A 23,282-nucleotide genomic window follows, 5' to 3' on the forward strand; every position below is an offset into this window, starting at 1 on the left:
TCCCCGGTTACTGAACCGGGGACAGCCTGGGGCGCTTAACCCGCGTTGCGGCTGGATTCAAACAGGAACCAGGTGCGGCGCTCGGTTTCGTCGATCCAGTTTTCCAGCAGGCTGGACGAGGCGATGTCGCGGTGCTCGTCGGTCACGTTATGGGCTTCGCGCAGGCGGGCCGCGAGCTGCTGGTTGTCCTCGCGCAGCTCGGCCAGCATGTCGAGCGGATCGACATAGTCGGCATCGTTGTCGCTGATGCGCTGCAGGCGCGCGATATGGCCGATGGAGCGCAAGGTCGTGCCGCCCACTTTGCGGATGCGCTCGGCAATCGCGTCGGTCATCGCATAGAGCTGGTCGGCCTGTTCATCGAGCAGCAGGTGGTAGTCACGGAAGTGCGGGCCGCTCATGTGCCAGTGGAAATTCTTGGTCTTCAGGTAGAGCGCAAACACATCGGCCAGGATGCCGTTGAGGGCCGCGCTGATGTCCTTGGTGGCCCCGGCATCGAGATCACTGGGGGTGAGCAACGGGGCCTTGCGGCGTGCCTTGATATCCGTTTTGCTGCTGCGTTCAGATTTGGCCATGGTGCACCTTTCACATAAGGGTTGAAGACAAGCGAAGCGAGAGCGGGTGGCGCCACCAACAAGTATCCGGCCCGATGATGGCAGCCAGATTGCGGTGCGCATGTTGTTCAGCTCTCTTATTCAGAGAGCCACTAGCTTCATACCAAAGCAGAGAAAACCCTGTCAGCCAATGCCGACGATATGGGGCTATGCACGCCCCTGCTTGACGCAGATCAGCGATCTACGCCCTGCGCGCAACCGTCAGCCCGGTGCGCTGCGGTAAGGGTTCTGAAAGATCGCCTCGACCGGCAGCTCAAACACCACGCTGATGCGGTAGGCCAGGTCGAGCGAGGGATCGTGCTTGCCCGTCTCCAGCGCGTTGACGGCCTGGCGCGATACCCCCAGGCGCTGCGCCAGATCGGCCTGGGTCCATTGGGCTTGGGCGCGCAGCGTGCGCAGATGGTTGTCCATCAGCCGCGCAGCCGCATCACGCCAGTGACGAGCCCCCAGACCAGCCAGAACAGCGGCACCACCAGCCAGGCAGGCGCATGGGGCGCTGCGGCATAGCTCTCGCCAAAACCCCAAATGCTACACAGCATCAGCACCAGGCCGCAGGCAATCACCACACTGCGAATGGCCTGCGCGCGCTGGTACTCGTCTGCCGCCTGTACCCACTGCAGGGACGCCCGTAGCTGCGCGGCAATTGGCAGCGCAACGGCCAGCGCCAGCAGCCAGGCCGCTGGCGTGCCAAGGATGGCATCAAAAACGCCCACGATGACCAGCGCATGGATGGCGCAGTACAGGCCCATCCACAGCGCCGTGCGGAGGAGGTAGGCGCGCATGCTGGGGCTGGGGTAAGGGGGAGGAAGAGCGTTATGCATGAGGATAACCAAGAGAGATGTAAAGTAAACCTGACTTTAGCAAATGTCAGGTTTACTTGTCAATCTATACCTGCATCGCAGGCCAGGCCGTCGGCGCAGCGCCAAGCCACGCCCCGCTCCACCCTCCGCCGTCGACAGCCCCTCCGCAGGTGGCCTGCCCGCAGCGGAGCAGCAGCAAAATGCCACAACTCTGTGGACAATTATCAAAAGGCATCCCTGGGCAGCATTGGTAACAGACGCGGGCAATTCGATTTGAAATAATAAAAAATCAATTGAATTCTTGGATGCCATTTACGATGTTTTTCCGGTCCACACCACAGCCCCAAGCCTGGTTTGCCAGCTCGCTGCTGGCGACAGCCCTGTCCGTCTGTGCCCTGCCGGCGCAGGCCCAGAGCCCCGTCACCATCGACTGCAGCCCCAACTCGCTGGCGCAGCTCAACACCGGCCAGCCCAGCAGCACCAACCCGGCCATAGACAGCCGCTGGCGCTTCCAGTACCTGGCGGCCTACGCGGGCAGCTCGCCAGCCAACTGGGGCAGCTTTGGTGATGCGGCCATCGTCACCAGCCGCAACGCCAGCTGGACCAGCACGCCTGCCAACAGCACCACCGCGCAATGGATTGGCCTCAATGCCTGGGGCGGCCAGCCCTATGTGGATGGCGCCAACTTTGGCAATATCGATGCGCTGTTCCAGGTGCAGTTCAACCTCGACCCCAGCGTGTCACTGGGCAGCTTTCAGCCCTCGATGACCTACAGCGCCGACAACTCCGTGGTGGACATCTTCATCAACGGCCAATCGCAGCTGGCACGCGGCGCGGGCACCTGGGGCCTGCCCCAGGCGGGCAGCGCCAACCAGTTTGGCTACAACGGCTTTGGGGGCTTTCGCTGGCTCACCATCGCGATGGCCTCGCCCGATTGGCAGGCAGGGGCCAACACCATCACGGTCTATGTCAAAAGCGGCAACCCCGCGATGGGCTTTGCCGCCGCCATCGCAGGCGCCAATGCCTGCACCGCCAATGAGGCGCCTAGCGCGATCCCTGCCGTCAATGGCCAGCCCGAGATCGGCCAGACGCTGACCGGCAGCTACAGCTATGCCGACACCGAAACCGACCCGGAAGACGGCAGCACGGCAGGTACGCGCTACCAATGGGTGCGCAGTGACAATGCCAGCCTCACCCAGGCGGCCCAGGGCACGGTGCTGCAGTCGGGCAACACGATGGGCGCATCAGGCACGGTGACCTACACCACGCAAGCGGCCGACGACAAGGCCTATCTGTACTACTGCGTCACCCCGGTGGCCCAGCGCGGAACCTTGGTGGGCGCCGAGGTCTGCAGTGCCGCCTTGGGTCCGGTCAAGACCACGACGCCGCCGCAACCTGTGACGCCCAAGGCAGTTCCGCTGCTCGATATCTGGGCCTTGCTCGGTCTGTCGGGCCTGGTCGCCGGATGGGGCCTGGCGCGGTCACGCAAACGCCCGCAGGCCTGATGCCAGCCACCTGCGGGTGGCTTTTTTGTAGCGCGGGTGCTGGGCGCCTCAGAGCTGAAAGGCGACTGCGCGCACCAGCCCCTCCCCTACATCGCGCCACCAGCCGGGCGCGCGGTAGGCGTAGGCAGAGCTTTCAGCCATCTGCTGCTCAGACCACTGCTGCAGCCAGGCAATGTCGGGGGCGCTGTAGAAGGCCGTCATCGCCTCGTAGTTCAGGAACAGGCTGCGCCCGTCGAGGTTGGCCGATCCGCACAGCCCCATGCAGTCGTCCACAATCACCACCTTGGCATGCACCATGTGGGGAGAGCAAAACACCTCGGCCCCGGCCAGCACCAAGGCGCGCAACGCGCGCTCGCGCGCCCAGTCGGCCAGGCGGTGGTTGGAGCGCTGGGGCACCACCACGCGCAGGTGCACGCCGCGCCGGCAGGCCAGGCACCAGGCTTCGAGCAGCGCGTCATCGGGCACAAAATACGGGCTCACCAAGGTGATGGAGGTCTGCGCATGGAAGGCGCTGGCCAGGTAGAGCGCATGCAAGCTGTCGTCGGCATGGTCGGGCCCGCTGGGCAGCCACTGGGCCCAGGCCTGGTCCCCGCCGCCCAGCGCCATTGCGGGCGATAGCCACACCGGGCGGCGCCGCCCTCGGGCCGCACGCCAGTCGGCCTCGAACTGCGCCGTCACCACGCCGGCCAAGGCCCCTTGCACATTGAAGCTCAGGTCCACCCAGGCCGGGTGCCCGGCGCTGCTGGGCAGAAAGTACTCATCGGCCAGATTGCGCCCCCCGCTCCAGACATGCACGCCATCGGCCACCGCCAGCTTGCGGTGGTTGCGCAGGTTGCTGCCGCCGCGAATGGGCTGCAGCATCGGCACCATGAAGCGGCGCACCAGCACGCCCGAGCGGCGCAACTGGCGCAGGCGCCCGGGCAGCAGGCGCCAGCAGCCCACGCCATCGAGCAGCAAGCGCACCTTGACGCCGCGCGCCGCTGCCTGCTGCAGCGCCGTGCCAATCTGGCGCCCGACCACATCGTCGGCAAACACATAGGTGCACAGGTCCAGATTGCGCTGGGCCTGCTCAATCAGCCGCAGCAACTGCTGCAGGGCCTGCAGACCATCCTGGTGGAATACCACCTCGGCATTGGGCTGGGCGGCATCGAGCTCCATGCTCGCCAGCAGCTGGCCGGCCCAGGCCGGCACCTGCCTGGGCACACTGCTGCGGCGCTGCCCGCTGTTGGGGATGACCGCATGCGCCGGGGGCCGGACTGCCTTGCGCGGCCCGAACACCAGAAACAGCGGCAAAAAGAGATAGGGAAAGGTGACCATGCCCAGCACCCAGCCGATGGCCGATGCCGGGTGGCGGCGTTGGTGCCCGGCGCGGGTGACCAGCGTGTAGACCAGGAGTGCCACCATCACCGCAATGGTGTGGCCCAGGCCGGACAGGACGGTCACGCGCAGCATCTGCTAGCCCCCGTCTGCTGGTACAGGGCTGCGGCTTGGCAACTGGGCGGCCGGGCCCATCAGAGCAGGTCGAGCACCCGCTCGGGCGGGCGGCACAAACGGGCCCCTTTGGCGCTCAGCACAATCGGCCGGTTGAGCAGCTGGGGGTGGGCGGCAATCTGCGCGATCAGCTCGGCATCGCTCAGGCTTTCGCGGCCCAGGTCCAGTTCCTGGTAGATGGCTTCCTTGCTGCGCATCACATCGCGCACCGGCACACCCAGCTGGGCGATCAGCGCCGTCAGATGCGCGGGGCTCAGCTGTGCGTGCAGGTAGTCGATGACCTGGGGCTGGATGCCACGCGCCTCAATCAGCGCCAGCGCGCCGCGCGAGTTGCTGCAGCGCGGGTTGTGGTAGATGGTGATCGTGTCTTCTTGGGCCATGGCCCCGATCTTATTACAGAGAGGCTTCGAGCTCGGGCATGATGATGCGCGCCTTGGTCAGCGCCATGCCCAGGTTGGCGGTGCGCCGGCAGACCAGCACAGCCACATACTCGGGGTTGGCCTTGCCGCGCATAAAGATGTGGATCAGGTTGTCGCTGTTGACGATGATCTCCTGGAAGTAGTGGTGGCCGTCGTCCTGCAGGCCACGCGACTTCTTGAACATGCGCTCGATCATCGAGACATTGGGGCCGTTGAAAAGGTCGGCCGTTGCAGCGGCCACCAGGTCGATCACCTCGCGCGGGTGCGAATCGACCGTGCGAATGGCCAGCAGCATGCCGGTGGCCACATCGACATAGCCGGCGGCCAGGCATTCGGGCACAAAGGTGGCGACTTTCTGTAAAACGGTATCCATGGACATGTGTTGTGTTCCTTCAAAGTGGGTGGGTCAAGGGCCGACACGCCGGGCAGCGATCAGCCCATTTTTTCCAGCAGCATTTCCTCGTAGGCCAGCAGCGCCAGCTCTTGCTGCCTGGACTGCACGTACTGCGGCTCGATCTCGCGCACACGGCGCAGCGCTTCCTCGGCGGTGACGCCTTCAAATACCAGCCAGGCGGCCAGCACGGTGCCGGTGCGGCCCAGGCCTGCCAGGCAGTGCACGGCCAGCACATCGCCGGCCAGCAGCAGGCGCTTCATCTTGAGCATCAGCATCTGCAGCTGCGACACCGAGGGCGGCTCGCGGTCATGCACGGGCAGATGCACATTGCGCAGGCCGTTGCGCGCCAGCGCCGCCTGGTCGATGTCGTTTTCGGTGAGCGTCACCAGCACCGTGATGCCGCAGCGCTTCAAGGCCTGCATGTCCACATCGGTGTCGTTGACCACCCCTGGCAGCGGCGTGCCCGCCAGCTTGCCCGGCACCAGCCAGGCAAAGCCGCGCGGCCCGCGCGCGCCGGGCACAAAATGCTCGGCCGCCAGCACCGGGTTGGCCAGCACCAGATCGGGCAATACCGCGCGCTGGCTTTGGCGTGCGGCCTGGGCAGCGGTCGGCGCCGGCGCGGCGGCAGTGGCGGCAACTGGCTCTGCCTGCATCGCCTCTTGCACGGTCTGCTGCGGGGCCACCACCGCGCAGCTGCCGCTGCGCACAAACTGCTGGCCGGCGGGTGAATAAGGCGCGGAGAAAAAACGCTCGGCGCGGCTCGTCTCCTGCACCGCGCCGCCGGCCAGCAGCAGCACATGGTCGGCCACGCGCTGGGCGTGGCGCTGGTTGTGGGTCACCAGCAGCACGGCGCGCTCCTGGGCGATGCGCTTGAGCAGCTCCAGCAACAGGTAGCTGTCGTAGTCCTGCAGGTCGGCGGTGGGCTCGTCGCACATCAGCAGCGCAGGCTCGGCCGCGGCCTCGCGCAAGATGGCAATCGCACGCTGGTGCATCGCCGACAGCTCGATCGTTGTGCGCGCCAGCAGCGGCTGGATATCGGCAAAGCCCATGCGCTCCAGATAGGCCTCGCACCAGGCACGCCGGTCCAGGCCGGAGAGCGGATGGCTGTGTTGCAGCAGTTCGGTCAGCGAATCGAGCACGCTCGATTGCATCAGGCGCACATGCTGGCGCACCAGCTGGGGCCGGTGCGTGCCTGCCAGCGGCTGGCCGCTGTAGCGCAGCTGCCCCCATTGCACAAAGCGCGGGTTCTCGTCATTGAGACCGGCCAGGCTGCGCAGCGCCGTGGACTTGCCCCCACCCACCGGCCCCATCAGGGCAGTCACGGCGCAGGGCGCAATCTGCAGTTGCAGGCCGGAGAGGATGACCTTGTCGCCATAGGCCACGCCCCAGTTGTCTGTTTCCAGAACAGGTGTTGGTGTTTGCACGCGATGGGAGCCGCTGGGCGGCATTGGGAGGTGGACAAGGAACCAAGCCGGGCACGAGCTCGGCACGCCAGCCATCCGACCGAGCGGATGGCGGCCATCCCCTTGATTCAAAAAACGAAACACCAATAGTCAATTAATGTTTCAAAAATGCAGTTTAGGGGGAAACCCGAAGCGCTTGTTTGATCCAGATCAAATGCGATATAGGTCAGCTATGGATCCGGCGAGAACACCACAGAATCGCCAATTATTGCGGCTAGGAGGCCGGCAAGCTGCGGCCACCGCGCGCCGATGGTGGACGGCAGATGGCAAGCGCATAGCCAGGACTGCCCGCTGCATCAGCAGGCAGGCAAAGGCATGGGCGCCGAGGATTCTCAGCGCGCGGCCGAGCTGCGCATGGTGCGGATCAGCAAGATGACCGGCACCAGCCCCACCAGCACCAGTGCCAGCGAAGGCAGCGCCGCCTCGCCCAGGCGCTCATCACGTGCCAGCTGGTAGGCGACAACGGCCAAGGTGTCGCTGTTGAAGGGCCGCAGCACCATGGTGGCAGGCAGCTCCTTCATCACATCGACAAACACCAGCAAGGCAGCGGTCAAGGCCGAGCGGCGCAGCAGCGGGCCATGCACGCGGGCCAGCAGGCCGGCGCTGCCCACGCCCAGCATGCGCGCCGATTCATCGAGGCTTTTGGGGATGCGGGTGTAGCCGCTTTGCAAGGCCTGCAGCGCAATGGCGGTAAAGCGCACCAGGTAGGCCCAGATGATGCCGGTCGAGGTGGCCGTGATCAGCGCCGGAAAGCCCCACTGCGGCAGCGCCTGCTGCACCCAGCCAACGGGCAGCAGCAAGCCCACCACAATCACCGCGCCGGGCACCGCATAGCCCAGGCTGATAAGGCCCACAGTGCTGCGCGTGACCCAGTCCTGGCTGCGGCGTGCCGCGTAGGCGGCCAGCATCGCAATGGCCACCGCCAGCACGGCGGTGATGGCGCCAAAGCGGATGCTGTTGCCGGCCCACTGCACAAAGCGGTCCAGCGGAATCACCGACCAATCGGCCGCCAGAGGCCGCAGCATGAACATGACGGGCAGCACAAAGCCCAGCAGCACCGGCAGGCCACAGACCAGCCAGGCGGCCAGACAGCGCGCGCCTTGGAGGCGGTGGGGCTGGGCCTCGGCCGATGAGGCGCGCCCCACCCCGCTGGTGACAAAGCGCATGCGCCGCTGCGCGCGCAGCTCCAGCTGCAGCACCACCAGCACCAGGACCAGCAGCATCGTGGCCAGCTGGGCCGCGGCACTGCGGTTTTCCATCGCCAACCAGGCCTTGTAGATGCCGGTGGTGAAGGTCTGGATGCCAAAGTAGCTCACCACGCCAAAATCGGCCAGGGTCTCCATCATCACCAGCGCCACCCCGGCCACCACGGCCGGCCGGGCCATCGGCAAGGCCACGGTCCAGATGCGGCGCGGCATCGAGGCGCCCAGCAGGCGCGCGGCCTCCATCAGGTGCGCGGCGCGCTCGCTCAGCGCCGTGCGCGCCAGCAGGTAGACATAGGGGTAGAGTGAGACCACAAACACCAGCACGGCGCCGCCCAGCGACCGCACCTCGGGCAGCAAGCGCCCTTCCCAGCCAAAGCTGGCACGCATCCACACCTGCAGCGGTCCGCTGAACTGCAGAAAGTCGGTATAGGCATAAGCCGTCACATAGGCGGGCATCGCCAGCGGCAGCAGCAGCAGCCACTCCAGGGTCTTGCGGCCGCGAAAATCGAACAAGGTCACCACCGCTGCGCACAAGCTGCCCAGCACCGCCGCGCCCAGCGCCACCATCAGGCCCAGCGCCACCGTAGTGCGGATATAGCCAGGCAGCACCGTGGCAAACATCTCGCGCACCACCGCAAAGGCATCGAGGTCATTGCCCGCCCCGGGCAGCCAGGCGCTAAAGACCGTGAGCACCGGCAACACCAACACCAAGGCAATGGCTACGAGCAGCAGCTGACGACGGAAGCGGGCAAGGTTTTGCAAATGCGAATCACTGACGGGCCAAAAGCTGGCGATTCTACCTGCGCCCTTGCGAAGGATCCTCTGCATAAATCCCTGCCATGGCCTGAACGCGGTCTCGGGCGATCCGCGTCCATTCCATCGGGCGAGGGTTATGCAAAGCATCCTTATGCCCTTGCCATTGGGCGGCCCTCTACAATGCCGCCATGTTTCTTGAGGTCTCCCAACTGAATGTGCGCTACGCCGGGCGCCCCCAGCCTGCTGTGGCGCAGGTGTCTTTGCAGCTGCAGGCTGGCGATATCGGGGTGCTGATAGGCCCCTCGGGCTGCGGCAAGACGACCTTGCTGCGTGCGGTGGCCGGGCTGGAGCCCATCAGCGGCGGCGAGATTCGCCTGCAAGGCCAGGTGGTCAGCAGCACCAGCACCAGCCTGCCGCCCGAAAAGCGCCGCATCGGCATGGTGTTCCAGGACTACGCCCTCTTCCCGCATTTGAGCGTCGGCAAGAATGTGGCCTTTGGCATCCACCAGCGGCCCAAGGCCGAGCAACAGGCGCGCGTGCAAGAGGTGCTGCGTCTGGTGGGACTGGAGAACAGCGCTGCGCGCTACCCGCATGAGCTCTCGGGCGGCCAGCAGCAGCGCGTGGCGCTGGCCCGGGCGCTGGCACCCGAGCCGCAGCTGATGCTGCTCGACGAGCCCTTCTCCAACCTCGATGTGGACCTGCGCGAGCGCCTGGCCCATGAGCTGCGCGACATCCTCAAGGCCGCGCGGGCGACCGCCCTCTTCGTCACCCATGACCAGCTCGAAGCCTTTGCGATTGGCGACCAGATCGGCGTGATGGAAAGCGGCCATCTGCACCAATGGGCCGATGCCACGACCTTGTTCCAAAAGCCGGCGAGCCGCTTTGTGGCCAACTTTATCGGCCATGGCAGCCTGCTGCCGGCCAGCCCGCTGCCGTCTGCGCAGGGCTGGCAGCTGGACACCCCCCTCGGTGCGATTGCCACGCCTGGGGCCCCCGAGGCCTGCGATGTGCTGCTGCGCGCCAGCGAGGTGGTGTTTGATGCGGACTCGCCCTACCGGGCCACCTTGCTGCGCAAATCTTTTCGGGGATCGCAGTTTTTGTACACCTTGCAGCTGCCCAGCCAGCAGCTGGTCTACGCCCAGGTCTCCAGCCAGCTGCAGCACAGGGTGGGCGAGAGCATTGGCCTGCGCGCCCAGCCCGAGCACCTGGTCTGCTTCGCGCCCGAGCACTGAGAACCTGTTCAAAGACTCAAGCCCCGTTACGCGCGGGTCTCAAGCCCAGCAAATCTCGTCCGTATCAGCGCTGCACCTGGCGCAATTGGTCCACCGCCGCCTGCAGCTCGGCCGACCAGTCGCGCCGGTTGCGGCCTGCGCTGCTTTGCGGCTCGCCATAGTTGAGCTGGGCCACCAGCGGCGGGGCCGTCACCGTGCGCCAGATGGAGCCCAGCAGGCTCTCATCGCCGACATAGCTGGGGGCGCTGCTCATGCGGCCGCTGTGCTTGTCGTAAAAGCACAGGCCCAGCGGCAGCACCGGGGCCTCAGCGGCAATCGCCGATTGCAGCAAGTTTGCATGGAAGGGCAGCAGCTGCTGGCCATCACCGGTCGTGCCTTCGGGAAACACGGCCACCATATCGCCGTTGCGCATGGCCTCTTCCATGCGGCTGACGGTGCGCATCGCATCGCGCCGGGAGTTGCGCTCGATGAACAAGGTGCCCGCAGCGCTGGCCAGCCCGCCAATCACCGGCCAGGCCTTGACATCGGACTTGGAAACAAAGCGGCAGTGCTTGGCCGCATGGATGGCCGGAATATCGAGCCAGGACAGGTGGTTGGCAACGATCAGCAAGGGGCCCTGCTGGGGTACGGTGCCCAGCACGCGCAGCTCGATACCGCTCAGCTGCAATAGCTTGCCGGCCCAGCGCTCCACCGCCCGGTTGCGCTCCGCATGGCCCAGGCGGCCAAACGTGCGCCAGATGGTGATGACACCGACAACGATATGCAGGCCCAGCCGCGCCAGGCGCAGCAGGCCGATGAAAGAACGGGTCAGTGCTTGCATGGATGGGTCAGAAGCGGTCTTGGTGGCCTTCAGGTCGTGGTGCCCAGATCGGGCACATCCAGACTGCGCATGAACTGTTCAAGAATGATGCAGGCCGAGGCCGCATCGGCATCGCGCGCGCCGTTGGCCAGCGCTTCGGTGGTGCTGTAGCGCTCGTCCACCTCAAACACCAGCAGGCCAAAGCGCCCTCGCAGCTGGCGCGCAAAACGCAGCGCCAGCGCCGTGTTCTCATGGGCGGCGCCATCGGGGTGAAAGGGAATGCCGACCACCAGCGCATCGGGCTGCCACTGTGCGATCAGGCTCTCCATCGGGGTGAAGCGGGCCTTTCCTTCGGCGTTGATCGTCGGCAGCGGCCGGGCCGTGCCCAGCATGCGGGTGCCAAAGGCGGCACCGGTGCGCTTCATGCCAAAGTCAAAAGCGATAAAGCTTTGCATGCGCGCCGCCTCGGCCAGCAAAGGCTTGGTGGCCGCGTCCGTCATGCGCGGCCTGCGGCGGCAGACAGCGCCCAGGGCTGCACGCCCAAAAGCGCCAGCGCGGTGTCATAGCGCTCGGCCACGGGCGTGTCAAAAATCACGCCGGCATCGGCATGCACCGTGAGCCAGGCGTTTTCGGTGATCTCCGACTCCAGCTGGCCTTCGCCCCAGGTCGAATAGCCCAGCGAGACCAGCACCCGGTGCGGGCCGGCGCCGGTGGACAGCGCTTCGAGCACATCGCGCGAGGTGGTCATCTCCAGCCCGCCAGGAATGGTCAGGGTGGCAGAGTACGCCGACTCATCGGCAGCACCCGACTCGATCACGATCCGGTCGTGCAGCACAAAGCCGCGCTCTGTGTGCACCGGGCCGCCCTGGAACACGGGCTCGAGCTCCAGGTCCTCGCGGCGCAGCGGCAGGTCGACCTTGTCAAACAGCTTGCCCATCGTGATGTCCGAGGGCTTGTTGATGATGATGCCCAGCGCGCCTTTTTCGCTGTGCTCACACACATAGACCACGCTGCGGCCAAACATCTCGTCTTGCATGCCAGGCATTGCAATCAGAAAGTGGTGAGTGAGGTTCATGGTCCCGGAAGTGTCAGTCTCAGCGCTCATGGGAACCATTGTACGGGCAGGCTGCCGCCCTTTTGTCTGCACAGCCCTCTGCATGCGCTGCCTGGCGCGCATAAAAAAGGGCTGCCCGCAGGCAGCCCTTCTGGCAGGAGCCCTCCACCCGATCAGTGCAGCGTGCCGGCGTCGGCCGCCTTGATCTCGTGGTCCAGCACGCACTGGCGTACCAGCGAGAGCAGCACCTCGTCGGCATAGGGCTTGCCCAGGTAGTGGTCCACGCCCAGGCTGGCGGCGTGCTCGCGGTGCTTGTCGGCAATGCGCGAGGTGATCATCACCACCGGCAGGTCCTTCATCGCCGCATCGGCACGGATCTCGCGCACCAGCTCGAAGCCGTCCATGCGCGGCATCTCGATGTCCGACAGCACCATGACCGGGCGCTCTTCGCGCAGACGGTCCAGCGCCTGCAGGCCATCGGCAGCCAGTGCCACGCGGTAGCCTTCGCGCTGCAGCAGGCGCTGCGTCACGCGGCGCACGGTGATGGAGTCGTCGACCACCAGCACCAACGGCGTCTGCACCACTTGCTCGGCCAGCTCGCGCACCGGTGCCTTGGCCACCTCGGGGCGCACGGCCGCCTGGGCAATGCGCTCGGCGATCTGATCGCCATACACGGTGTACAAGGCCACCGGGTTGTAGATCAGCACAATCGCGCCCGATGCCAGCACCGACATGCCTGCCAGGCCTGGCAAACGCGCCAGCTGCGGGCCCAGGTTCTTGACCACGACTTCCTGGTTGCCCAGCACTTCATCGACGTGGACCGCCACGCGCTTGGTCGCCGAGCGCAGGATCACCACCGCACTGGTCTTCTCCGGCTCCTCGTTGCTGCGCAGGTTGCCCTGCAGCAGCGCGCCGGCAAAGTAGAACGGCAGCTCCTGCTCGTTGTCGGTGTAGATATTGTTGCCATGGGCCTGCTCGATCAGGGCCTTGGGCACGCGCCGCACATACTCCACCAGGTTGGCCGGCACGCCGAACTTGATGTCGCCCGCGCGCATCATCACCACCTGGGTGACGGCGGTGGTCAGCGGCATCACCATCTGGAAGCGCGTGCCCTTGCCCGTCTCTGAGGTGGTCACGATGTGGCCACCCAGCGACTGGATCTCGGTGCGCACCACGTCCATGCCGATACCGCGGCCCGAGAGCTCGGACACCTCGGAGGCGGTGGAGAAGCCCGGCGCAAAAATCAGCTGCGCGGCCTGGTCCACATCGAGCGGCTCGTCGGCCGTGATCAGGCCCGACTGCACCGCCTTGCGGCGAATCGCATCGAGCTGCAGACCAGCGCCGTCGTCGTGGATGGACACGGCGATGTCGTTGCCTTCCTGGCGCACATCGATGGCGATGGTGCCCACCGGCGGCTTGCCCTGGGCTTTGCGCTCCTCGGGCGTCTCGATACCGTGCGCCACGCTGTTGCGCAGCAAGTGCTCGAACGCCGGGGTCACCCGGTCCAGAACGCCACGGTCGATCTCGATCGAGGCGCCGGTGATGTCGAGCTTGACCTGCTTGCCCAGCTCCTTGGAGATCTGGCGCACGATCGCATACAGGCGCTCGGAGATGGAGTCGAATTCCACCATGCGCGTGCGCAGCAGGTCGCGCTGCAGCTCACGGGCCTGGCGGCCCTGGGCAATCAGGTCGTCTTCGGCGCCTTCGGCAGTACGTTGCAGGTTGCGCTGCACCGTGCCCACGTCGTTGACCGACTCGGCCATCATGCGGGTGAGTTCCTGCACGCGGGTGAAGCGGTCGAACTCCAGCGGATCAAAGCCCGAGTCCGAATCCTTGGCCAGCGCCATGCGCGACTGCATCTGCGACTCGGCCTGCATCTCCACATCGCGCAGCAAGGTGCGCAAGCGCTCCAGGTTGCTTGACATGTCCTTGATGGACGAGCGGATGTTGCTCAGGCGCATATCGAGGCGCGAGCGTGCAATCAGCACCTCGCCCGCCTCGTTGACCAGGCGGTCGAGCAGCTGCGAGCGCACACGCACCGACTGGCCAGCAGCGGCACGCACCGGCGCCATGCGCAGCATCAGCGGCTTGTGCTGGACGCCAGCGCCTGCGTCGGCCGTATCCGCCGCTTGCGCAGCCTGCTCGGCACCAGCGCTTTCCTGCGCAGCGGGGGTGCTGGCGGCCACTTCGGCCACCACTTCGCCCATCTCGGTCGCAGCTGGCACCTGCTGGGGCAAGGCGCCTTCTGCCAGCACCTGGTTGCCGCGCTCTTGCAGGCCGACAAACTCATGCTGCAGGCCGTCGTAGCGCGCCAGCAGAATCTCGATGTCCTGGCTGGTCAGGTTTTCCGTGCCGATGTCCTCGACCTCGGACTCCATGCGGTGCGACATCTCGCCCAGGCGCATTGCGCCCGCCAGCCGTGCACTGCCCTTGAGGGTGTGCAGATGGCGCAGCACTTCGCCGCGTGGCGGCAGGTACTGCGGGTCGGCCGACCATTCCCGCAAGGCAGCGCCCAGCTTGGGCAGCAGCTCCTGCGCTTCTTCCTCGAAGATCAGGAACAGGTCCGGATCGATGACGTCGACCACTTCGATCGCATCGTCGTTGCGCAGCTCCAGCACATCGGGCAAGGCGGCCGTGGATACCGCGGCCACTGGCGCAAACGTGCGCACCGGCGCGGGCGCTGCGGCTGCGTGCTCGTGCAGCTCGGCCAGGCCCGAGGGCTCGGCGTCGAACTCGGCCAGGCCATAAGGCGGGTGCAGCTGCGAGTTGATTTCCTGGTTGGCGATATCGACCAGGTCCTGCACGACGATCTCGCTGGCGGGTTTGACAAAACCAGCCGCCAGTTGGTGCAGCAGCTTGCGAATCTCCGAGCCCGCCGCCTGGCAGGTATTGAGCCAGGAGACCTCAGGGTTGGAGAAGTTGTGGATATGGGAGAGCGCGTGCTCCAGCGCACGTGCCAGCTCGGACAGCGAGCCAAAGCCCACCGTGGACGAGCTGCCCGCCAGCGAATGGGCATAGGCGATCGCATCTTCGGGGAAGTTGCGGTTGGGCGCCTGGGCCCAGGCATACAGCACCTTCTCCAGGTTGTGCGACCAGTTCTCCGCTTCTGCCAGGTAGACATTGAAGAGCGCGGTACTCACGCCCAGCACATTGGCCACCTCGGCAGGCTCCTCGGTGTCTGCCACGGCCGGGGCTGCCGGGGCGGTCTCCTGCACCTGCGCTGCTACCAAAGCTTCGGGCTGCACAGGCACTTCGGGTGCTTCCTGCGCTGCAGGCACTTCAGCAGGAGCTTCTGGTTCGGCGGGAGCTTCCAGGTCGGCGACGGCTTCGGGCTGCAGCTCCGCCTCGGGCTCCTGCACAGCGGCAGGGGCCAGCGCTTCGCCCAGGCTTTCTGCCGGGGTGTCCACCTGCTGCGCTTGCTCGGGCTGTGCAACGGGCGGGGTTTCCACCGCGTCCGTAGCCACCGCAGGCAGCACCAGGTCAGCGGGCACTTCCAGCAGGGTCTGGGGCTCGGCCACCGGCTCCTCGGGCAGCGCCTCCAGCTCGGGCAGCATGGTGTCTGCAAACTCTATGGAGTCAAAAGCGGTGGCGGCAGGCTGCGCCGGTGGCGCAGTTGGCTCGGGGACCAGGGGCAGCTCCACCAGGTCCAGCGACGGCAGCTCCAGCGGCAAGCGGGTCGGGGCGGGATCGAGCTTGGCCACCTCGTCCTCGGCCACAAACTCCAGGCCGGCATCCATCGAGACAAAGTCCAGCGCGCTGTCATGCGGCTGCAGCGACTCGGGCGCTTGCGCCTCGCTCGTCTTGGCCTCGGCACTGGCCATGGCCTGCGCGAACTCGGAGAAGTCCACTTCCTCGGCGCTCTCTGGCGCCATGGCCAGCGGCACCAGGCCCGAAGGCGTAGCGAGCGCGGGCGCAGGCTCCAGTGCAGCGGGCGGATCGAGCTCTAGGTCGATGCCGTCGAGCGGCCAGACCAGCGCAGGCGCTGCCTCGGCTTGGGCCACCGGCGCGGGGGCATCGCCCTCCGCGGGCAGCTCCAGCTCGGCCAGGGCCTGGGCAGTCTCTACCGCGTCATGGGCGTCGGGGGCATCGGCCTCCAGCGCCATCTGCTGCGTATCGTGTGGCCATTCCTCGGCCTCGGGCGCCTGGCCGGGCTCGGCGGGCACTACCAGTGGCAGGTGCAGGCCATCGATGCGCATGGCATCGGCCGAGATGCGGAAAATCTCGGGGTTCCAGGTGGACTGACGCTGCGCGCCAATGTCCTCGGCCCAGCGGCCAAAGCCGGTCAGTGCCTCGGCGCTCAACGCCAGCAGCGGTGCATTGGCCGGCTTGTGCTCGGCCAGCCAGCTATTGAGCACCTGCTCCATCGACCAGGCGGCATCGCCATACTGGACCAGCCCGACCATGCGGGAGCTGCCCTTGAGCGTGTGGAAGGCGCGGCGCAGGGTCGTCAAGGCATCGGCATCGGCCGCATCGCGGCGCAAGGACTGCAGTGCCTGGCCGCCGGTCTGCACGACCGACTGGGCCTCTTCCAAAAAGATGTCCAGCAGCTCTTCGTCCAGCGATTCTTCCGAAACCTCTGGCTGTGCGGGCGCTGCCACCGGCGCTGCGGTTGCGGCGGCCGGTGCCGGGCTGGGCGCAAAAAACTGCAGATCGGGCGCGAGCACCGCAGGCGCCTTGGGCGCCGGAGCGGGGCTGGCATCGAACAGCGGCGCCGGAATGGTGGGCGCAAAGTAGACGGAATCGTCTTCCGGCTCGTCGGGCACCGCAGGCGCTGCGACCGGCGCTGCTGCCACAGGCACGGGGGCAGGCGCGACATCGCCGGCCTTTTGCGTGCCCATCACAATGCGCAGCTCGCCGCTGGTCGCATCAAACACAAAGAGCTTGCGCGCCAAGGTGCGCTGGTAGCCCAGCATGTCGAGCAGAAAGCCCAGTGCGCCCAGGCTGTTGCCCAGCTTTTCGAACACAACCGGCTTGTCTTCGTCGGCCACCTGGCCGGCCGCGAGCTGGTCCACCACGGTGCGCAGGTGCTGCGTGGCGGCGACGGCCTGGTCCAGGCCCAGCACCGACAGCACGCCGCGCATCTGCGACAGCGAACCGGTGACGGTGCCCAGCATCGAGACATCGTCGGGGTTGCGGAAATACTGGTCCAGGTGCTTTTCGGCCTCGGCCAAGGTGGAGTGCAGTTCATCGACCACGCTGCCCATGGTCTGGTGGTCGCTGACGCGGCGGTACAGCTCCTCGACCCAGGTCTCCAGCGGCTCGGGCGGCTGGTCGGCCAGCACATGGTCCAGGCGCTGGGCCAGGCGGTCAGCGCGCTCGCGCATCAGCGCGGGCTTGACATCGAGCGACTCCAGGTTGGCTTGCAGGTACAGCACGGCCGTGGCCACTTCCATGGCCATCGGCGTCGACGGTGGCGTGCTGGTACTCACCAGCCGCTCGGTGACGCGGCCCAGCGCTGCACCCAGCTCGTCGGCGCCGATATGCAGCTTGTGCAGCGATTCGCGGATCAGGTGGAACTGGTCGGCCACCGGCTTGATCTTGTAGCGGTCGCCATCGGCGAGCGACGACCACAGCTCGGCAGCGGACTCCAGGCGCTTGCGCGCCTGCGCCAGCACGGCTGGGTCATACTGGCCAAAGCGCTCCTGGCCGTAGTTGACGCCTTGCAGCGCGTCGGTCTGCAGGCTGACACGCACCGCTTGCAGCACCGCGGCCTTGGCCTCATCGGGGCCCTGGGCCACGGCACAGAAAAAATTCAGCTCATGCTGCAGGCCCTGGTCCACATCGCTGCCACCCTTGGCATGCGCTGCGAACTGCATGATGACCCGCGACGCCGAGCGTTTCACATAGAGGTCGGGGTCGAGCAACTTGTACGCGAGCGCGTCAAAGAAGCCTGCGGCCACCTTCCAGAACAGTTTCAGCGGCTTTTGTGTCTGGCCCTGGGCCAGGCCCAGGCAGACGGCCGTCAAATCCTGCGCGGCGCGGCTGTCGGCAGACTTGATGATCTGCAGCATGTCCGAGTCCAGGCGCTCCCGGGCGCTGCGGTCCAGCGGCAGTGCAGCGACTGCCGGGGTCAGCGGCTCCTGCTGCGCCTGGTCGCCATGCCACAGGTCGGCCGGGTGCACGCGCTCCACGCCGGCAAAGGCCTGCATCTCTTTGTATTGCGGAAACAAGGCCACAAAGGAGACATTGCGGCCCTTGAGCACATGGCTCAGGTACTCCAGCAGCGCAAACGAGGTCTTCTCCATCAGCGCCACCGATTTCTCGGTGCACAGATGGGGCTTGGCCGCAAAGCGCTGCGCTGCCACTTCCATCAAACCCACCAGCTCGGCGGCCTGATCGACACCCACCATCTGCAAGGCACCCTTGACCTGGTGCAGGTACTGCTTGGCCACGCGGATGCCGGTGTTGTCGATCGCCTCCAGATCCGATACCTTGGCCGCTTCCACATCCCGGCTGTAGCGAAGCAATGCCTTGACCGTGGATTCCAATGACCGGCGTACCTCGTCATTGATCCACGCCAATGGCCCGAGATCCCTCTCTTCTGTTGGCTGTGCGTTTTCCGCTTTATTTTCAATAGCTATAGACATGCAACAGTCCCCGATTGCGGGTCAAAATTAAACAGCAGGCATGGGGTCAGGCAATCTTGAACCGAGACACCGACTGGCGCAGTTCCTCGGCCATTTGCGACAGCTCACGCACCTGCTGCGCCGTGGTACGGGTGCCATCACTGGTCTGCTCCGTCACCGCAAAAATATGCTGGATATTCTCCGCCACATCATTGGCCTGAACGGCTTCATCGGACGCGGAACGCGAAATCTGTTGAATCAGATCTGCCAGCTCACGCGACACACGGTCAATCTCCGCCAGTGCCGTACCGGCGCTGTCTGACAGACGGGCCCCTTCCACCACACCCTGGGTCGAGCGTTCCATAGCGGCCACCGCGTCCTGGGTGTCGGTCTGAATCGCCTTCACCAGCACCGAGATCTGGCGCGTTGCATCGGCAGAGCGTTCAGCCAGGCGCTGCACTTCTTCGGCCACCACCGAGAAGCCGCGACCGGCTTCACCAGCGGACGCCGCCTGAATGGCCGCGTTCAACGCCAGCACGTTGGTCTGTTCGGTAATGTCCGAGATCAGGTCGGTAATTTCACCAATCTCCTGCGAGGACTCGCCCAGGCGCTTGATACGCTTGGAGGTGTCCTGGATCTGGTCACGGATGGAGTTCATACCACCGATCGCGTTTTCCACGGCCTGCAGACCGGACTCGGCAGCCATCAGCGATTTGCGCGCCACCGAGGCCGATTCCTGCGCCTGCGAGGACACGAGGTTAATACGGGTTGCCATGTCCAGAATGGACTTGCCGGTTTCGCGAATCTCGCGCAGCTGCTCGGTCGAGGCGGCCAGCAGTTCGGTCGAGGTGGAATCCACCGTCGACGTGGTTTGCGCCACGCGGGTCGCCGTGTTCTGCACGCTGCCCACCAGCATGCGCAGCTCTTCCACCGTGTAGTTCACCGAGTCGGCAATCGCGCCGGTGATGTCCTCGGTCACGGTCGCTTCCTGGGTCAGATCCCCTTCAGCGACGGACTGCAACTCGTTCATCAGACGCAAAATAGCGGCCTGGTTGGCGTCGTTGAGGCGCTTGGCCTCCTGCTCCTGGCGCGTGGCTTCTTGCTGCAGCGATTCGGCAGAGCGGCGGCGGTTCAAGCTGTCTGCCAGCTGCAGACGCACCAGGCCCCAGACACCCAGGCCCACCAGCAAGGCGGCCAGCACAATGCCCACCAGGTACAGCCAGACGCGGTCGGACCAGCTGTTCAGGTCAGCCTGCAGCACTTCCAGGCCCTTGCGCAGCGGATCGCTGGCCGACTGGATCGAGACTTCGGCCTCACGGGCCTCCGAGATGCCCTTGAGGTTGCTCAGCACCGAGGAGCCGTCCTTCAGGGTGATGTCGTACTGGGCCGACAGCTCCAGCAGCTTGTCGCGCACGGCGCCGTCACGGGCAGGGCTCAGGCGCAGCTCGGCGCTGCCATTGAGCAGACCGGCAACGATTTCCTTGAAGGTGTTCAAGTCCTTGCCCAGCAGGAACACCGCTTCGGCATTCGCACCCGAGGCGCTTTGGAAGTCGTTGGCCGACTTGCCGATACGCTGGGTCAGCATGGCCAGCTGGCTGGCGGCGGCAATTTCAGCGGTCGGTGCCGCTTGCTGCAGTTTCAGGCTCACCACCGCCTCGCTCAGCTCCAGCAGGGTCTGGGTGTTTTTGTGAATAGCCTGCAAGTCCTTGTTCATCGCGACCAGCGAGGCCTTTTGCTTGACCACCGCATCGCTCTTGCTGGCGGTGCGGTCCGAGGCTTCCACCAGCGGTGCCAGCACCTCGGCGTAGGAGCTGCCCAGCGCCTTGATGGCCGGGTCGTCCGAGCCCATGTTCAGGCCGTCGATGTTCTTTTTCAGAATCGACGAGGCTTCTGCCACTTCGACAAAGGCCTGCTCGTTACCGTTGACGGCCTGGCCCACCGATTTGGCCAGACGCTGCGACTGGGTCAGGGCCTGGCCGGTCGCGGCCAGCTGGCCACCGGTGGTGCGCGACTGCAAAATCGCCCACACCGCCAGGCCAAAGAACACCACCAGACCGACGACCACGATGGTCAGCAAGGTCTTCTGGTGCTTGGCAGCCGGAGCAGCGCCCAGGATGGGCAAGGTCACCAGGTCTTCGCTGGCGGTATCGCCTTCGACCAGCTGGGCCATGTAATCGTCCTGCACCGCAGCGCCCGAGGCGCTTGCCGCCGTCTTGGCGGGCGGCAGGCCGTCGCCGGTCGAACCTTCGGAGAGCATCACCTGGTCACCATCTGGGAAGATGCTGACACCTGGGTCTGCCACGTCTTCTTTACGTTTGAATAGTTTGTTGAACATACAAATACCGAAAAGGATGAAGCCGCGGAAGCCCCGCACTAAACCGTGATATCGAGAAAATCGGGCGCATTGGCCAGCAGCTGCAGGTTGAGTTCCTGCCACTGCTCGCCATTGGCGGATAGGTAGAGCGCACCAAAAAATTCCGGCGCATCGGCCGGTTTGTCTTTGGATTGCGAGAAATCATTGCTGCCGCGCAAGCCTTCGAGCTGCTCGACAAACAGTGCGGCATTGACGCCCATCATGGGGTTGAGCGCGACCACCGAGGCCCCGGCAAACACCTGCTCACTGCGCGCGACGGGCAGGCCCAACATGCGGGCCAAATCCACCACCGTCAACAAAATACCCCGGATGCTGGTCACGCCAAGCATCCAGGGTTTGGTGTAGGGTACAGGCTCCACCCCGCTCCAGCCCAGCACTTCGCCAGACTGGCTCAAAGGCAGCAGAAAGTTCTTGCCACTGATCTTGACGGCCAACCACGAGGCACCTACTGCGGTCTGGTTGCGTGCCTGGCTCAGACGATCGGCCAGCCGGGTTTGCAGCTCTCGCAAGTCTTCGCGCTGTGCCATGCCTTATCCCAGTGCCTCGATCTTGGCCTTGAGCTCGGCCGGATCCACCGGCTTGGTCACATAGCCACGCGCGCCCTGGCGCATGCCCCAGACCCGGTCGGTTTCCTGGTTCTTGCTGGTGCACATGATGATCGGGATATCCGCATACTCGGGGCTGCGGGTGATCAGACGGGTCAGCTGAAAGCCGTTCTGTCCGGGCATCACCACGTCCATCAGAATCAGGTCAGGGCGGTCTTCCGACAGGCGCAGCATCGCCTCGTCCGAGTTTTGCGCAGTGCGCACCACCATACCCTGGCGAACAAGCAGATCGCTCAAAAACATCAATTCAGTTTTTGAGTCATCAACGATAAGAACTTTTTGAATAGGCACGACCCCTCCTTAACGCTCGGCAACGAAACGTCCGACGGTTTCCAGTAATTGATCTTTGGTAAATGGCTTGGTGAGGTAGTCTTCACACCCCACCATTCGTCCCCGGGCCTTGTCAAAGACGCCGTCCTTGGACGACAACATGACCACGGGTGTCGATGCAAAAGCATCATTGCGCTTGACGATGGCGCAGGTTTGGTAGCCGTCCAGTTTTGGCATCAGGATGTCGCAAAACACCATGTCCGGCTTGAAATCGTTGATTTTGGAGAGGGCGTCGAAGCCGTCTTCGGCAAGCAGCACCTCGTAGCCGCCCTGCTTCAGAAAAATCTCAGCACTTCTGCGAATGGTATTGCTATCGTCGACCACCAATACCTTGAAGTTGTCTGCGGAAACTGTCATCGGCCACCCCCCTCATTGCATGTCATGAAATGTGAATGCACGCGGCAGCCAAGGCTGACAAAGCCCCTCCCACCCGTTTGCATTGAACACATACGCCCTATGGCAATTTTTCTTTCGACGAATCCGCATGTGCTGGAGATGCATTTTGCACCACAGCGCGTACACTGCACCCGTCGTCCCTGCTCCTAATTTTGAAAAGCTTACAGAGGCTTTACATAGAATGCAACGATTGTAGCTTTTCAACACAGATTTAACGGTGATTCCCGTACCAATGTGCCCTATCTCGTTGACCTATGACATCCTCCTTGACAAACCAGCCAGAATCCAGCCCCAGTGAGAGCACATTGGCAGCCACCATCGATACCGCCAGTATCCTGTGCATCAACGCCAATGACCCCAGTGGCGCAGGCGGCACCAATGCCGATGCGCTGGCCGTGGCCTCGATGGGCGGTCACCCTTGCACCGTGGTGACCGGTGCCCTGATCCGTGACACCCTCGACACCATCGACTTTTACCCGCTGTCTGATGATGCGGTACAACAACAGGCGCAGACGGTGTTACAGGACATTCCGATCCGCGCAATCAAATTGGGCTTTCTGGGCTCGATTGAAAATGTACGTGTGTGTGCAGAAGTAACCAACGACTACCCGGATGTGCCGGTGGTGGCCTATGTCGCCGGCATGGCCTGGTGGGACAGCGAGCTGATCGACGACTACCTGGACGCCTACCAGGAGCTGCTGCTGCCTCAGGTGACCGTGCTGGTCGGGGCTTATGGGCTGCTGTGGCGCTGGCTGCTGCCAGAGCGCACCTCCGAGCACCGCCCCAGCCCCCGCGACCTGGCCAAGGCAGCCGCCGACCACGGCGTGCCCTTTGTGCTGGTGACCGGCATCCCCACCCCTGACCAGCATGTGGAAAACGTGCTTGCCTCGGCCGATACCATCTATGGCAGCGGCGAGTTCGAGCTGTTCGAGACCGAATTCATCGGCGCGGGCGACACCCTGAGCGCCGCCCTCACGGCCTTGCTGGCCACCGAGGTGCCCCTGAGCGACGCCACGGCAGAAGCGATGACCTACCTGGACAAATGCCTCGAAGGCGGCCTGCGCCCCGGCATGGGCAAGACCGTGCCTGACCGATTGTTCTGGGTGCATGCCGATGATGAAGACGAAGACGAGAGCGAAGCGGGCGACGAGGGTGGCGATATCGATACCCGCCCGCTCTAAAACCTGTTCAAAGAATCGGTTCAAAAGCCTGCGCATTCCAGTGCAGTGAATACCGGATTGACAGCCCCAAGCGCCCGCTTGGCCGACAATCCATGGCCAGT

The 23,282-nt window shown here is 65.0% G+C and carries 19 protein-coding genes; 3 read left to right on the top strand and 16 right to left on the bottom strand.

Annotated features, from left to right (window positions below; genetic code table 11):
• Positions 1-35: 35 nt before the first annotated feature.
• From WH265_RS07205 to WH265_RS07215, 3 genes are all read right to left on the bottom strand, one after another.
• Positions 36-572, bottom strand: coding sequence for a Dps family protein (locus tag WH265_RS07205; RefSeq protein WP_021025364.1), 537 nt, complete (start codon positions 570-572; stop codon positions 36-38).
• 240 nt (positions 573-812) lie between these two features.
• Positions 813-1,022: a helix-turn-helix transcriptional regulator gene (locus WH265_RS07210; protein WP_021025365.1), complete on the bottom strand. Its 210-nt coding sequence runs from the start codon at positions 1,020-1,022 to the stop codon at positions 813-815.
• The gene (locus WH265_RS07215) at positions 1,022-1,432 is read right to left on the bottom strand and encodes a hypothetical protein (RefSeq protein ID WP_339557798.1); all 411 of its coding nucleotides are present in this window, start codon (positions 1,430-1,432) and stop codon (positions 1,022-1,024) included. The genes WH265_RS07210 and WH265_RS07215 overlap by 1 nt, the downstream gene beginning before the upstream one ends.
• 296 nt (positions 1,433-1,728) lie before the next feature.
• Between WH265_RS07215 and WH265_RS07220 the strand changes: the two genes are divergently transcribed.
• Positions 1,729-2,916 carry an IPTL-CTERM sorting domain-containing protein gene (locus WH265_RS07220; RefSeq protein ID WP_339557799.1) on the top strand — a complete coding sequence of 396 codons (1,188 nt, stop codon included), beginning with the start codon at positions 1,729-1,731 and terminating at the stop codon, positions 2,914-2,916.
• 48 nt (positions 2,917-2,964) lie between these two features.
• Here WH265_RS07220 and WH265_RS07225 read toward each other — a convergent pair whose 3' ends face one another.
• From WH265_RS07225 to WH265_RS07245, 5 genes are all read right to left on the bottom strand, one after another.
• Complete coding sequence (locus tag WH265_RS07225) at positions 2,965-4,368, bottom strand: phospholipase D-like domain-containing protein (RefSeq protein ID WP_339557800.1); 1,404 nt, start codon at positions 4,366-4,368, stop codon at positions 2,965-2,967.
• A gap of 59 nt (positions 4,369-4,427) precedes the next feature.
• A complete protein-coding gene (arsC, locus tag WH265_RS07230) occupies positions 4,428-4,787 on the bottom strand; it encodes an arsenate reductase (glutaredoxin) (protein WP_021025577.1) in 360 nt (119 codons plus the stop codon).
• Between the two features lie 13 nt (positions 4,788-4,800).
• Positions 4,801-5,205, bottom strand: a complete 405-nt coding sequence (locus tag WH265_RS07235) for a hypothetical protein (protein WP_133855284.1) — start codon at positions 5,203-5,205, stop codon at positions 4,801-4,803.
• Positions 5,206-5,258: 53 nt separating this feature from the next.
• Positions 5,259-6,644 (bottom strand): phosphatase domain-containing putative toxin, encoded by a 1,386-nt coding sequence (locus WH265_RS07240; protein WP_339557801.1) that lies wholly within the window; start codon positions 6,642-6,644, stop codon positions 5,259-5,261.
• A gap of 371 nt (positions 6,645-7,015) precedes the next feature.
• On the bottom strand, positions 7,016-8,650 hold the full coding sequence (locus WH265_RS07245) for an ABC transporter permease (RefSeq protein ID WP_312989835.1): 1,635 nt from the start codon (positions 8,648-8,650) through the stop codon (positions 7,016-7,018).
• A gap of 182 nt (positions 8,651-8,832) precedes the next feature.
• Between WH265_RS07245 and WH265_RS07250 the strand changes: the two genes are divergently transcribed.
• Positions 8,833-9,876 carry an ABC transporter ATP-binding protein gene (locus WH265_RS07250; RefSeq protein WP_339557802.1) on the top strand — a complete coding sequence of 348 codons (1,044 nt, stop codon included), beginning with the start codon at positions 8,833-8,835 and terminating at the stop codon, positions 9,874-9,876.
• A gap of 64 nt (positions 9,877-9,940) precedes the next feature.
• Here the strand turns inward: WH265_RS07250 and WH265_RS07255 are convergent, their stop codons facing one another.
• The 8 genes from WH265_RS07255 to WH265_RS07290 all read right to left on the bottom strand — a co-directional run bounded on the left by WH265_RS07255 (position 9,941) and on the right by WH265_RS07290 (position 21,961).
• Entirely contained in the window at positions 9,941-10,696 is a 756-nt protein-coding gene (locus WH265_RS07255; protein ID WP_021027279.1) for a lysophospholipid acyltransferase family protein, read from the bottom strand.
• Positions 10,697-10,725: 29 nt separating this feature from the next.
• Positions 10,726-11,175, bottom strand: coding sequence for a Holliday junction resolvase RuvX (gene ruvX, locus WH265_RS07260; protein ID WP_021027280.1), 450 nt, complete (start codon positions 11,173-11,175; stop codon positions 10,726-10,728).
• Positions 11,172-11,780 (bottom strand): YqgE/AlgH family protein, encoded by a 609-nt coding sequence (locus WH265_RS07265; protein WP_021027281.1) that lies wholly within the window; start codon positions 11,778-11,780, stop codon positions 11,172-11,174. Before WH265_RS07265 ends, ruvX begins: the two co-directional genes overlap by 4 nt.
• Positions 11,781-11,902: 122 nt before the next feature.
• Positions 11,903-18,316, bottom strand: coding sequence for an Hpt domain-containing protein (locus WH265_RS07270; RefSeq protein ID WP_445228490.1), 6,414 nt, complete (start codon positions 18,314-18,316; stop codon positions 11,903-11,905).
• A 46-nt stretch (positions 18,317-18,362) separates the two neighbouring features.
• Entirely contained in the window at positions 18,363-20,630 is a 2,268-nt protein-coding gene (locus WH265_RS07275; RefSeq protein ID WP_021027283.1) for a methyl-accepting chemotaxis protein, read from the bottom strand.
• A 38-nt stretch (positions 20,631-20,668) separates the two neighbouring features.
• On the bottom strand, positions 20,669-21,196 hold the full coding sequence (locus WH265_RS07280; protein WP_021027284.1) for a chemotaxis protein CheW: 528 nt from the start codon (positions 21,194-21,196) through the stop codon (positions 20,669-20,671).
• 3 nt (positions 21,197-21,199) lie between these two features.
• Positions 21,200-21,565 (bottom strand): response regulator, encoded by a 366-nt coding sequence (locus WH265_RS07285; RefSeq protein WP_021027285.1) that lies wholly within the window; start codon positions 21,563-21,565, stop codon positions 21,200-21,202.
• Positions 21,566-21,574: 9 nt separating this feature from the next.
• A complete protein-coding gene (locus WH265_RS07290) occupies positions 21,575-21,961 on the bottom strand; it encodes a response regulator (RefSeq protein WP_021027286.1) in 387 nt (128 codons plus the stop codon).
• Positions 21,962-22,266: 305 nt separating this feature from the next.
• On the opposite strand from WH265_RS07290, the gene thiD reads away from it, so the two are divergent.
• Positions 22,267-23,181, top strand: a complete 915-nt coding sequence (thiD, locus tag WH265_RS07295) for a bifunctional hydroxymethylpyrimidine kinase/phosphomethylpyrimidine kinase (RefSeq protein WP_027010983.1) — start codon at positions 22,267-22,269, stop codon at positions 23,179-23,181.
• The last annotated feature ends 101 nt before the right edge of the window (positions 23,182-23,282 follow it).

It is taken from the genome of Comamonas sp. MYb396 (genome assembly GCF_037479555.1).
In the GTDB taxonomy this organism is placed as follows: domain Bacteria; phylum Pseudomonadota; class Gammaproteobacteria; order Burkholderiales; family Burkholderiaceae_C; genus Comamonas.

Bases quoted from the DNA above. Each gene is read 5' to 3' on its own strand.
- WH265_RS07205 (WP_021025364.1), bottom strand. From the start codon at position 572: ATGGCCAAATCTGAACGCAGCAGCAAAACGGATATCAAGGCACGCCGC.
- WH265_RS07210 (WP_021025365.1), bottom strand. From the start codon at position 1,022: ATGGACAACCATCTGCGCACGCTGCGCGCCCAAGCCCAATGGACCCAG.
- WH265_RS07215 (WP_339557798.1), bottom strand. From the start codon at position 1,432: ATGCATAACGCTCTTCCTCCCCCTTACCCCAGCCCCAGCATGCGCGCC.
- WH265_RS07220 (WP_339557799.1), top strand. From the start codon at position 1,729: ATGTTTTTCCGGTCCACACCACAGCCCCAAGCCTGGTTTGCCAGCTCG.
- WH265_RS07225 (WP_339557800.1), bottom strand. From the start codon at position 4,368: ATGCTGCGCGTGACCGTCCTGTCCGGCCTGGGCCACACCATTGCGGTG.
- arsC (WP_021025577.1), bottom strand. From the start codon at position 4,787: ATGGCCCAAGAAGACACGATCACCATCTACCACAACCCGCGCTGCAGC.
- WH265_RS07235 (WP_133855284.1), bottom strand. From the start codon at position 5,205: ATGTCCATGGATACCGTTTTACAGAAAGTCGCCACCTTTGTGCCCGAA.
- WH265_RS07250 (WP_339557802.1), top strand. From the start codon at position 8,833: ATGTTTCTTGAGGTCTCCCAACTGAATGTGCGCTACGCCGGGCGCCCC.
- WH265_RS07255 (WP_021027279.1), bottom strand. From the start codon at position 10,696: ATGCAAGCACTGACCCGTTCTTTCATCGGCCTGCTGCGCCTGGCGCGG.
- ruvX (WP_021027280.1), bottom strand. From the start codon at position 11,175: ATGACGGACGCGGCCACCAAGCCTTTGCTGGCCGAGGCGGCGCGCATG.
- WH265_RS07265 (WP_021027281.1), bottom strand. From the start codon at position 11,780: ATGAGCGCTGAGACTGACACTTCCGGGACCATGAACCTCACTCACCAC.
- WH265_RS07270 (WP_445228490.1), bottom strand. From the start codon at position 18,316: ATGTCTATAGCTATTGAAAATAAAGCGGAAAACGCACAGCCAACAGAA.
- WH265_RS07275 (WP_021027283.1), bottom strand. From the start codon at position 20,630: ATGTTCAACAAACTATTCAAACGTAAAGAAGACGTGGCAGACCCAGGT.
- WH265_RS07280 (WP_021027284.1), bottom strand. From the start codon at position 21,196: ATGGCACAGCGCGAAGACTTGCGAGAGCTGCAAACCCGGCTGGCCGAT.
- WH265_RS07290 (WP_021027286.1), bottom strand. From the start codon at position 21,961: ATGACAGTTTCCGCAGACAACTTCAAGGTATTGGTGGTCGACGATAGC.